This is a genomic window from Anabaena sp. CS-542/02 (genome assembly GCF_028331085.1).
Classification (GTDB): domain Bacteria; phylum Cyanobacteriota; class Cyanobacteriia; order Cyanobacteriales; family Nostocaceae; genus Anabaenopsis; species Anabaenopsis arnoldii.
This window is the reverse complement of sequence record NZ_JAQMTM010000032.1, coordinates 21,658-33,905: the sequence shown is the minus strand read 5'-3', so window position 1 is coordinate 33,905 and position 12,248 is coordinate 21,658. Positions and strand designations below refer to the sequence as shown.

At 41.3% G+C, this 12,248-nt stretch carries 9 protein-coding genes; 6 read left to right on the top strand and 3 right to left on the bottom strand.

Annotated features, from left to right (window positions below; genetic code table 11):
• Positions 1 to 771: type IIL restriction-modification enzyme MmeI (locus PN447_RS02910; RefSeq protein WP_334311071.1), on the top strand; the 771-nt coding region annotated here is incomplete at its 5' end.
• A 328-nt stretch (positions 772 to 1,099) separates the two neighbouring features.
• On the opposite strand, the gene PN447_RS02905 is transcribed toward PN447_RS02910, so the two are convergent.
• Positions 1,100 to 1,312 (bottom strand): hypothetical protein, encoded by a 213-nt coding sequence (locus PN447_RS02905; RefSeq protein ID WP_271760691.1) that lies wholly within the window; start codon positions 1,310 to 1,312, stop codon positions 1,100 to 1,102.
• Positions 1,313 to 2,056: 744 nt separating this feature from the next.
• On the opposite strand from PN447_RS02905, the gene PN447_RS02900 reads away from it, so the two are divergent.
• Positions 2,057 to 2,749, top strand: a complete 693-nt coding sequence (locus tag PN447_RS02900) for a manganese catalase family protein (protein WP_271760689.1) — start codon at positions 2,057 to 2,059, stop codon at positions 2,747 to 2,749.
• Positions 2,750 to 2,935: 186 nt separating this feature from the next.
• Here PN447_RS02900 and purH read toward each other — a convergent pair whose 3' ends face one another.
• Positions 2,936 to 4,462, bottom strand: a complete 1,527-nt coding sequence (purH, locus tag PN447_RS02895) for a bifunctional phosphoribosylaminoimidazolecarboxamide formyltransferase/IMP cyclohydrolase (RefSeq protein WP_271760687.1) — start codon at positions 4,460 to 4,462, stop codon at positions 2,936 to 2,938.
• A 489-nt stretch (positions 4,463 to 4,951) separates the two neighbouring features.
• On the opposite strand from purH, the gene PN447_RS02890 reads away from it, so the two are divergent.
• Positions 4,952 to 5,422, top strand: coding sequence for a hypothetical protein (locus PN447_RS02890; RefSeq protein WP_271760686.1), 471 nt, complete (start codon positions 4,952 to 4,954; stop codon positions 5,420 to 5,422).
• Between the two features lie 487 nt (positions 5,423 to 5,909).
• Here the strand turns inward: PN447_RS02890 and PN447_RS02885 are convergent, their stop codons facing one another.
• The gene (locus tag PN447_RS02885) at positions 5,910 to 6,047 is read right to left on the bottom strand and encodes a hypothetical protein (RefSeq protein ID WP_271760684.1); all 138 of its coding nucleotides are present in this window, start codon (positions 6,045 to 6,047) and stop codon (positions 5,910 to 5,912) included.
• A 248-nt stretch (positions 6,048 to 6,295) separates the two neighbouring features.
• On the opposite strand from PN447_RS02885, the gene PN447_RS02880 reads away from it, so the two are divergent.
• The 3 genes from PN447_RS02880 to PN447_RS02870 all read left to right on the top strand — a co-directional run bounded on the left by PN447_RS02880 (position 6,296) and on the right by PN447_RS02870 (position 12,187).
• Positions 6,296 to 10,543: a phytase gene (locus tag PN447_RS02880; protein ID WP_271760683.1), complete on the top strand. Its 4,248-nt coding sequence runs from the start codon at positions 6,296 to 6,298 to the stop codon at positions 10,541 to 10,543.
• A gap of 232 nt (positions 10,544 to 10,775) precedes the next feature.
• Complete coding sequence (locus PN447_RS02875; RefSeq protein WP_271760682.1) at positions 10,776 to 11,579, top strand: creatininase family protein; 804 nt, start codon at positions 10,776 to 10,778, stop codon at positions 11,577 to 11,579.
• Positions 11,580 to 11,683: 104 nt separating this feature from the next.
• Entirely contained in the window at positions 11,684 to 12,187 is a 504-nt protein-coding gene (locus PN447_RS02870) for a 2TM domain-containing protein (protein ID WP_271760681.1), read from the top strand.
• Positions 12,188 to 12,248: the final 61 nt, after the last annotated feature.

Genomic DNA, 12,248 nt, shown 5'->3' with positions numbered 1-12,248 from the left:
GTATTAAAACTATTTTCCATGGGTGCAAATCTGGCGCAAAATCCCCATGGTAAACCAGAGCGTTGGATTATTGATTTTAATGATATGAGTATTGAAGATGCGAGTGAGTATCAATTACCCTTTGAGCATATTAAAATTAATGTCAAGCCAGAAAGAGATAAAAACCGTAGAGATGTTACCAGATTGAATTGGTGGAAATATGGCGAAAAAAGACCAGCTATGAGAAAAGCCATTTCATCTTTATCTTATTACTTTGCAGTTCCCGAAGTATCAAAATGGGCAATTTTTATTCCATGTCCTTCTGAATGGCTACCAGGTAATAAAACTAAAGTTGTTGTGTCTGATGATTTTTATATTTTGGGAATTTTAACATCTAACATTCATCGTACTTGGATGCACGCGCAAAAATCAACTTTAGGAAATACAACTTGCTACACACATAATACCTGCTTTGAAACCTTTCCCTTTCCCCAGACAGCAACAGGGGAGATAGTGGAAAATATCCGAGCCAAAGCCATAGAACTCCACGAATATCGGACTCAAGAAATGGATTCTAAACAGTGGGGAATCACCACATTATATAATAAATTCTACAACGAACCCAGCAGCAAACTATATAAACTCCATGAACAACTAGATAAATTAGTTATGGAAGCCTATAAATTTAAACCTGAAGATGACATTTTAGAGCAACTCTTAAAATTAAACCAAGAGCTAGGAAAAAAAGAAAGCCAGAATCAACAGGTAATTGGACCCGAAGCAGTTAATTAAAATATTGTCAAAAAACACCTTTGCGAACCTTTGCACGTACTTAGCGACCTTTGCGTTTAAACACAGTACAGGCGATCGCCTAACAGAACCCACAGATACCCGTAATTACTTACACCACTAATACACGTGATAAGCAGTAATCACAAGAAGTTTATCCGGCGAATATATAGACTCAACCCTGGGATAACTAGAATGTGACCACCAAACCTTAAATCTACCACCCTTTGCTGGTGCACTAGCTGAAATTGAATATCCAGCTGCTTCCATCATTTGCTGAAAATGGATCGAGCTAATTGTAGGTACATCAAATTTTTTTAGACCCTGGATCTCATGTTTGTTCAGGGTCATAGCTACCGTGATAAGTAGTGAAGATTTTATACCCAGGTAAGACTAAGCCTATACCAAGAGGTGCATTGATCATCCCCGGATATTTATATGGATCATCATCTGGAGTTTCACCGCCAATCCGAAATGATAAGCCAAAAAACCAAATATATAAACCTGGAAACATTAAATCCATACTATATGCTATGGCTCTCATTTTTTCTTTTTTGTTAATGGTTCCTGCGTTTATTTTAAGCTTAGTTAGACTGATCATTTCCGCCTCCTGAGATTGCAAATGACATGGGAAAATCAAAAAACAGAATTTATATTTAAATTTGCTTTTGAATCAATTTGAGTAATTTGTATTGAGTAATTTGGAGTGTTATTTAATTTGGTTCAAGAGGTTGAAATTACAGTACTTATTATAACAAATAATATCACAATATAATTATATCTTCGAGAATGTTTGATAAGTTTTCAACAGGTAATTTTCATCACATCTTTACCACCTTAATCTCCCTTGTGAGGAGAAATCTACCCGCAGATCCCCGACTTCTAGATAAATTATCCCAGAGTATCTCTAATAGAGTATCTCTAATTATGTGAGAAGTCTGGGATCTAGTAATCCGACCCCACCCACCCAAATAAAACATCTTCCCAAAAAAACACCTTTGCGAACCTTTGCGTGTACTTAGCGACCTTTGCGTTTAAACACCGTACAGGCGATCGCCCCAAAGATCCCCGACTTCTAGATAAATTATGGTAGAGCATCTCTAATTATGTGAGAAGTCGCGGATCTTACTTTTGATTCTTATAACTATTTCCTCTGACAGAAAGCATTGTCCGTGGGAATTGATAATCTCAACTTAATGATAGTAAATTCTTGATTTTTTAGCCGACCATGATTTTATTCAGCTGGGCTATTACTCGCGATTAAAAATGCTTTTTATCAGAGGTATTTATGTTTTACCACAAAAAAGAGCCTATTCACCCTGTGAATGTTTCTGAAGCTGACCCTCGTTTTGCGCAATTACTTCTAGAGCAGTTTGGGGGAGCAACCGGGGAACTATCAGCAGCTTTGCAATATTGGGTACAGTCTTTTCATGTGGAAGATCCTGGAATTCGGGATATGCTCCAAGATATTGCGATTGAAGAATTTAGCCACCTGGAAATGGTGGGGAAACTAATTGAAGCTCATACCAAAAATACCGACCAGACCGAAGCATATAAAAGTACTCTTTTTGCTGTTAGAGGTATGGGGCCCCACTTTTTAGATAGTCAAGGGAGTGCTTGGACAGCACATTACTTGAATGAAGGTGGCGATGTAGTTCGGGATTTAAGAGCTAATATTGCAGCTGAAGCTGGCGCACGTCAAACTTATGAGGAATTAATTAAACTAGCAACGGACCAAGGGACTAAAAATACTTTAGTGCACCTGTTAACCAGGGAAGTTTCTCACACTAGAATGTTTATGAAGGCTCTAGATTCATTAGGGAAATTAAGTGAGCCATTTTTTGGGAATATTCAACCCGATGAAACCGTTGATATTTATTACAACCTATCTGCAAATGGTGATGGTAAGGATCAGCGTGGCCCTTGGAATCGGGAGCCAGATTTTAAATACATCCCTAACCCACTGGAAAGAAAATCTTAAACTAAAGCCATACAGCTAATGGTGAAAAAACAAAAAGCGCCTGGGAGTGTTGCCGTGTTTCCACCCCAAACGCTTTTTATTTTTAACTTGCTCCTCACACACTATTAGATAGTACTGTTAGTTACTCAAAAGGCAAGTTTGATATGTGACAGTTTATTAACTGTCATACAACCACTGAGCAGAAGTTTAGTGTAAAAAGTGACGTATGCCAGTTAACACCATTACTAAACCTAGTTCATTTGCAGCCTTGATAGAATCCTGGTCGCGCAAACTTCCACCTGGTTGGACAATTGCAGTAATTCCCGCAGTTGCGGCTGTTCTAACTGAATCATCAAAGGGGAAAAATCCATCGCTGGCGAGAATTGCACCTTGGGCTTTTGCGCCTGCTTGTTCTAAGGCGATTTTCACTGAACCGACCCGATTCATTTGACCAGCACCTACCCCTAGAGTAGTGCGATCGCGAGTAATGACAATAGCATTAGATTTGACGTGTTTACAAACCTTCCAAGCAAAGAGTAACTCAGCTAACTCGTCGGGGGTGGGTTGACGTTCTGTGACTACTTGCCATTCACCACTATCAGCTATTTTATCATCAGCGGACTGGACAAGAAAACCCCCGGCGATCGCCTTGACAGTTTCTTGAGGGCCACTAGTCAAATCTGGTAAAGTTAAAATCCGTAGTTTAGATTTTGCTGCTAAAGTTTCTTGGGCTGCGGCTTCACAACCGGGAGCAACCACACATTCTAAAAATGTCTTAGTTAACTCTTCCGCTGTAGCCACATCAATGGGGTGATTGAGTGCGACAATTCCCCCAAAAGCCGAAAGAGCATCAGCATTAAAGGCTTTTTGATATGCTTCCACCAGGGTATCACCCAAAGCCACACCACAGGGGTTAGTATGTTTAATCACCGTTGCTGCTGGGGTATCAGTAAACTCCGCAATAATTTGGCGGGCGGCTTCTAAATCCACCAAATTATTATAACTCAGTTCCTTACCTTGCAATTTCGTAGCCGCAGCCCAACCGGTGGGAGTTGTACCGGTTTGATACCAAGCAGCAGGTTGATGGGGGTTTTCACCATAACGCAGAGATTGTAATTGCTGACCGGACAGGTTGTAAGTATTCTCAGATTGTTGGCTCAGATAAGCTGCTATGGCTTGGTCATAACTAGCTGTATGGGAGAAACCTTTTAAAGCAGATTTCTGGCGAAAATCTAGGGATGCAGTCCCGTTATTTTGGCGTAATTCCTGTAAATATTCCTCATACTGTCCTGGGTCACATAATACGGTGAGATGGGCGAAATTTTTCGACGCAGCCCGTAACATCGCCGGACCACCAATATCAATTTGTTCCACCGCCTCCGATAATGTTACCCCGGGTTTAGCAATGGTCTCCTCAAAGGGATAAAGATTGACAACTACTAAATCAATGGGGCGAATTTGGTTAGTTTCTAAATCTGTTAAATGTTGGGGAATATCCCGCCGCGCCAAAATTCCGCCATGAATGCGAGGATGTAAGGTTTTAACTCGACCACCTAAAATCTCAGGTGAACCTGTGTAATCAGAAACCTTTGTCACTGGTAGTCCCGCATCCTTGAGGGTTTGGGCGGTTCCCCCGCTGCTGATTAAATTAAATTCAAATTCTTCGACCAGGCGACGGGCGAGGTCAACTATACCAGTTTTGTTAGATACACTCAGCAGGGCTAGACGCGCCATGTTTTAGTTCCTCAGATGTAGGCGATAAAACGAAAGATCCTCAGTTTTACATAAGGTTGGGTTCACTTCAAGACCGTGGGACCCAAAAGGCTGTTAGTTAGTGCTTATTAGCCAGGGAATAAATTCCCTGTCTGATAGCTAAAGTCCACTGAAAGCGGACTGGTGGGTTACTTAGAATCCTATAGTTAAATGAGTGTATTTTTTTATATTCAATATCAAGCGATATTATTCTATCCAAAGATGGATTTTTTAGGAAGCTTCTGTTAGACAATATCCCCGACTTCTATGAAAATTGATGGTTACCTGATAATATCATCCTAAGAAGTCGGGGATATCTTGTTACAAAGATGTCAGTATGATGAAAGATTTAAAATTATGACGAAAAAATCTCAGAGGATTTCCGGAAACCATTCATATTCTTGGCAAGAAACTTACTTGTATTATTGCGCTGCTTGGTGTTGCAAATTACTACGATAATATGATTTACTGATGTTAAAAGAGCTTAGTTTTGCAGTACTATCTGTTATTTCCTTTAGCTCTGCTAGTCTAGCAGAGCCTTGTGATGATGCGTGGGGTAGACTTGATTCGTTAAACCCTTTTTTTTCTTCAGCCAAATTAAAAACTAAAAGTGGTTTATACAAGTGTAAAGTTATAGATGTTCATCCATATCATTTAGAGTTTGATGTGTTATGTGATAATGGGTCATCAATACACTCTGAATGGCTTATGGGTCAACCAATAGAAGGAATTGAGGATGGTGAGCAGATTTTTGTACGAGACAGAAATGGTTCTGAATTTAAAATGGAATACAATGTTCAACCTGTTATTAATTGTGATCATAATCGGGGAATTATGTCTTTTGATATCGAATATTATGCTTATCAAAAAGCGTTTCAATTTACATTAAACATTCATTACAAATTAAAATATAGACCTTTATTGAAGCCAGCGGGCTTTTAGATTACCAGATGGCGTTGCTTCAATCATTCTCTCATCGGGATGCTAATTGGATTGATTCCAATACATAAAGTTTCCATTCGATTAGTGTCCCCAGGGAGTGGGGAATCTTCCATTTTAAACACTTACCCTATAAGAACTCTAGAGGCACTTTCCGATAGCGATAGCCATGGTTCAAGAAACTTAACGGCTGATAGCGATAGCGTGGCGTTAGCCATAATGGACTTTAGCATATTAACAAATCCCCTCAAACCCTTATACAGCAAGAGACAGAGGTTAATCGCCACTCGCTAGATTGACGATGTCAAAACAGAAGAATAACTATTCCAGCTATTTTGGTTGAACTTGGGTGATGATTAACTAGTGCATTGAAACAGCACTAAGGCGATCGCAATTCATGGATGATGTAACTGAGAAATTGGGGTTAAAGCGTTGAGTGCGGTAGGCGATCGCTGTTAGTTGTGTTATTTATGTGAGCAAGGATTAATACTTAGGGTTTAAGGGGCGATCGCACTACCAGCGAAATAGCCCTAAGTAACCAAGGCAGAAATATTACATGAATCTGGGAATAGCTGCGTAATTTATCCCAGTCATAGCCAGTTAACACTGAAAAGTCAACCGTCAACAACCTAATTTCTACTGGGTTGCAACTGGGGAAAAATCAATTATTTTTAACCATTTACTAATTATTTCTTAATCTCAAGGCTTTAGCTTCAGGAGAAGGTAAGCAAGTTAATCCAGGGGATGCCCTACTGTGATTACTATGGTATCTCCAAGGTTCGGGATTTATTTACCACTAGTAATTTATTAAACCACGTACTCAAGAGTTTGACTTACCAAGAAATAACTACTGAACATGGAAATTAGGACTGGCAAATGATAGACACCACACCGATCCGCTTTTCTCAGTTCAATGCCTCTTTAAACCGCAATGCCAATGGTAAATTAGGGGAAGATTTATCTGTACTTGATAATGCTCAAGCCAGAAGTGTAGCAGAAATAATTCAGCGTGTTCAACCGGATATTTTACTGATTAATGAGTTTGATTACTTTACAGAAAATCCCACTCAACCAGTGGAATTATTTCTGCAGAATTATCTGCTTGTGGGTCAAAATGGTGCCCAGCCCGTAGATTATCCCTATTACTTTATTGCCCCCTCTAACACAGGTATTCCCTCTGGATTTGATTTAAATAATAACGGTGTAGTTGCAACTATTCCCGGCACACCAGGTTATGGTGATGATGCCTTTGGTTTTGGCAGTTATCCCGGTCAATTTGGGATGTTGTTATTGTCTAAATACCCCATTAATCTTAGCAACGTTCGTACTTTCTTGAACTTTCTCTGGCAGGATATGCCAGATTCCCTATTACCCACTATTGCCCTTCCTGGGTCTGATAGTCCTTGGTACTCACAAGAAGAACAAGCAGTGCTGCGTCTTTCTTCTAAAAGTCATTGGGATGTACCCATCCAAATCGATGGTAAAACGATTCATGTTTTGGCCAGTCACCCTACACCACCTGTGTTTGATGGTCTAGAAGACCGCAATGGTAAGCGCAACTATGATGAAATCCGCTTTTGGGCTGACTATGTTACTCCTGGGAAAGGTGACTACATATATGATGATCAGGGAAGAAGAGGAGGTTTAACTCCTGGCTCCTCCTTTGTCATCATGGGTGACCAAAATGCTGATCCCTTTGACGGAGATAGTTTTGATCGTGCCATTCTTCAACTACTACAAAACCCCAGTATTAACACTAATTTTATTCCTAGTAGTGTTGGCGCTGTACAACAGTCAGAATTACAGGGGCGTGCTAATGCTAACCACCAAGGTAATCCAGCTTTCGATACTGCGGATTTTGCTGATAATAACCCTGGTAACCTACGCGCTGACTATGTACTACCTTCATCTGACCTGCAAATTATTAACTCAGCAGTATTTTGGCCTGTAAACACTGACCCCAATTTTTCCCCGGTGGGGACTTTTCCCTTTCCCAGTTCTGATCATCGTTTGGTGTGGGTTGATATTCAACAGCAGCCAGCTGTTTCTGGGAATATTATTCGGGGAGTCGAGTTTTTAGGGCAAACTACCTTTGCCACTGGTTTTATTCCTCCAGGGACAGCGGGAACAATCAATGATGTTAATGTCCCCATGGGAGGATTGTCTGGTGTAGCCTACGATGCTGGCAACAATCTTTACTATGGCATTTCTGACGATCGCTCCCAATTTGGACCAGCTCGTTTCTATACCTTTACCCTTGACCTAGATACATTAAATGTCAACTTTGTCAATGTTACTCCCATCCAAAATACTGATGGTAGTTTATTTGGAGCTTTGACCGTTGATCCAGAAGGTATAGCCTTAACCAATCAGGGTACTATCTTTGTATCCTCTGAGGGTGAGGTAAATATTAATGCTGCACGGATCACTGATCCCTTTGTTAAGGAATATTCCCTGTCAGGGGAAGAAATCCGCTCTTTACCAGTGCCCAATAAATTCTTACCTCTAATTGAGGATACTAATGGTAGTGGGGTTGTGGATGCTGGAGATAGACAAATCTCCGGGGTTCGTAATAACCTAGCCTTTGAAAGTCTGACCATTACACCAGACCAGAGAACCTTATACACTGCCACTGAAAACGCTCTGATTCAAGACGGTGAAAGGTCTTCCCTTGTCAATGGTAGCCCATCCCGCATTATCCAGTACAATTTACTTTCTGGACAACCAGAAAAGGAATATCTCTACATTACCGATGCTGTAGCAGTACCACCAGTCCCTGTCACCGCCTTTAGTGATAATGGATTAGTAGATTTACTGGCTATTGATAACCGTGGGACTTTGCTGGCTGTGGAACGCTCTTTTTCTCTTGGGGTTCCCGGAACAGGCTTTACCATCAAGATTTATGAAGTTAGTCTTCAAGGTGCGACTGACATTAGTTTCTACGAGAGCCTCAGTGATTTGAATTCTGAGCAGTTAGCAGGGATTGTACCGGCACACAAACGCTTACTGTTAAATCTCAATGATTTGAATCTAGATACTGGGTTAGATAATATTGAGGGTTTAGCCTTTGGACCGCGATTGTCAGATGGTCGTCAGTCCATTGTCCTAGTCAGTGATAATAACTTTAACCAGAACCAATTTACCCAGATTTTGACCCTCAGTGCCGACTTAATTCCCACTGTTATCCCTAGGGTAGAAACTCGTCCCGATCTGTTTGATGATGAAGACCCAGCCCAGGGGTTACTCGACCAAAATGCTGATGCTGATGATCCGGCTATTTATGTTAATGCTATCAATCCTGCGGAGAGTTTGGTGTTAACGGCGGTTAAAAATGCCGGTATCCGGGTTTATGATCTGTCTGGCAACTTATTACAGACTGTAAACCCAGGTAATGTTAGATACAATAACATTGATTTGCAGTATGGTTTTCAGCTGGGGGGAGAGTCTGTAGATATTGCTGTAGCCAGCGATCGCGGTAATGATACACTGGTATTTTTTAAAATCAACCCATCACCAACGGAACCGGGAGAATATTTAGAAGACATCAGCGATCGCAGTATTGGTAACCTATTCCAAACAGCCCCCTTTAACCCCCCCTATTCCACCTCCTCCCGCAGCGCCTACGGACTGGCTATGTACCGTAGCCCGTTTACCAATGATTACTATGTCTTTGTCAATCGCAGACAAACAGGGGATGTGGCTCAGTTTCAGGTAATAGACCGGGGTAACGGTAAGATTGGAGTTGAGCGAGTCAGGGAATTTACTATTCCCACAGTACCGGGTGTTGACCCCCAAACTGAGGGTATGGTAGCAGATCAAGAAACCGGATTCCTGTACGTTGGTCAAGAAAATGTCGGTATTTGGAAATTCTTAGCAGAACCCACCGCCCACACCAATGGTATCCTTATAGATCAAGTTAAAGCCCTAGGTGGTCAACATCTGACTGATGATGTTGAGGGATTGACTATCTACTACGGTGCTAATGGTGCCGGTTACTTACTAGTATCTAGTCAAGGTGATGACACCTTTGCTGTGTATAATCGCCAAGGTAATAACGAATACTTAGGGAGATTCGCTGTGGGCAGTAATGGTGCCATTGACAGCGTACAAGAGTCTGATGGTGCTGATGTGATTAATGTTCCCCTCGGTTCAAACTTCCCTTACGGTTTATTTGTCACCCAAGACGGGAATAATCAACCAGAAAAATTAGTTGAGGATGATGGGGAATTAGAAAACGTCAACAGCAACTTTAAGTTTGTCCCGTGGGAAAATATTGCCGGTGCTTTCCCCACCCCACTGATAATTGATACAGTTTCTTACAATCCACGCAGTCCTATTTCACAACCATCAGCAATAATTCAGGGAACAGATGGAAGTGATGACCTGACTATTACTCAATCTGGGTCTATGGTTTTTACCGGTAACGGTGATGATATGGTGGAAGCTAGTTTGACTAGTAATGTGAATATTTATGCCGGTCCTGGCAATGATATTGTTTCCCTAGGTAGCGGCAGTTTTGCCAGCGGTGGCGATGGTGATGATACCCTCTATTTAGGATCCCAGGGGACTGTGGCTGATACGGTTGTAGATGGCGGTCGGGGTAATGACACCCTGATGGTCATAGAAGCAAATGATTCTAATATTCTCCTGGGTGCTGCAGATCATGATCATCTTCAGGTAGCAGAAGGTCGGGGACAAATACTATTTGGTGGCTCTAGTCGGGATATCCTCCGCTCTAGCTCTAATGGTCATAATCGTCTCTATGGTGGTTCCGGTGATGACCAACTGTTTTCTACCGTGGGCGATCGCCTATTTGGTGGCGATGGTAATGATAGTCTCTACGCTGGACAAGGTGGTAATAACTTACTCTGGGGCGGTGAAGGTGCAGATAATTTCTGGCTGGTAGTTGGCAGTTCTTTACCCGATGTACCCAATGTAATCAAAGACTTTGAACTAAGTATAGACCGCATTGGCATGGGTGGTATTACTACTAATCAAGTTAGTCTATTCAGTCAAAATGGCAACACCTTGATTCGAGTTGGTGGTACTGATGTCGCCCTCATTGAAGGGGTGAACCAAACCCAACTGAATGTTAACGATTCCAGTCAGTTTGTCTTTGCCTAAGTATTGATTGGGGCGATAGTCTGGGTCGCCTATGGGGGTATTTTTACCCCCTTTTGGTCTGTTCTCATCAATTGATACGATTAATTTTAATAATATTCCCACTTATGGTTGCTAATAAAGCGTCGGTCAACCGTCAACCGTCAACAATCATGGGAGTTATAATCAAATGCAGAAATATCACAGTCATTCGCGGATAGCTTCGTCATCTATCCCAGTCAACCGTAGTACTAATATGCACAATTTTATTCCCCCTGAAAGATTTTTTCCCTACCTAACTTGGACTGATATCCAAGCTATGCCAAATAAGGAAAATGTGGTTATTATTCAACCGGTGGGCGCAATTGAACAACATGGCCCCCATTTACCTTTAATTGTTGATGCTGCTATTGGTGTGGGAGTATTGGGGGAAGCACTCAAAAAGCTAGATACAAGTATTCCCGCCTATGCTTTACCCACCCTATATTATGGTAAATCCAATGAGCATTGGCATTTCCCCGGAACTATTACTTTAAGTACTCAAACCCTGACAGCAGTAATTATGGAAATGGGGGAAAGTATTTACCGCGCTGGGTTTAGAAAATTGGTGTTAATGAACTCACACGGTGGACAACCCCAAGTTATGCAAATGGTAGCCCGGGATTTACATATTCAATATGGTGATTTTTTGGTGTTTCCCTTATTTACTTGGCGTGTGCCTCATATTACCAAAGAATTATTAACACCCAAGGAAGCAGCCCAAGGTATGCACGCCGGAGATGCTGAAACTAGTATTATGCTGGCAATTTTACCAGAACAGGTAAAAATGGATCAAGCTGTTGCTGAGTATCCACCAGAACCAGAGGAAAGGAGTTTACTGAGCTTAGAAGGTAAATTACCCGTAGCTTGGGCTACAAAGAATATAAGTAAAACTGGGGTAATTGGCGATGCTACAACCGCAACCAAGGAAAAAGGCGATCGCATCCTGGAATCTGTTTCTAACGGTTGGGTACAAGCTATTAAGGATATTTACGCTTTTGTGCAACCACAACCCCGGTGATAATTTCCCTAATATCTGTCTACACCCCATTGAGATTTGTTAGTGTAGATAAAGTGAAAATAATAGCTGCCAATTCCCCAATTTTTAGACTCAGAGATAATGTTATGACGGCATTTGAACCTCAACAGCTTCGTTCTTATAGCCAAGAAGATGTCCAGAAAATACTTCAGTTAGCGATCGCTCGTCAAGCTGATGACCAAAATAAGGAATTTTCTTATGAGCAACTGTTAGAAATTGCTCAAGAGTTAGATATATCACCAGATTCTCTGAATCTGGCAGAAATTGACTGGCGATCGCAACAGAGCGAAATCCAACAAAGACAAGCCTTCAACGCCTACCGCATCGTAAAATTCAAGAAACGTCTAGGTAATTACGGAATTATTAACACTTTTTTGATGCTGTTAGATTTCCTCGGCGGTGGCGGTCTTACCTGGTCTTTATATTTCTTAATATTTTGCAGCTGCACATTAGGGCTAGATACTTGGAATACCTTTCAAACTAAGGGGGAAGAGTACGAAATGGCTTTTCAAAAGTGGTATCGTAAACATCAAATCAAACAAACCATCAATACAGTGGTAAGTAAGTGGTTTAAGGCCTTACAAATTTAGCTAAAAGCCAAGTTTACCAGAGATAAAACCCCTAGAAAACATCCAGAGGCTTAAACTAACA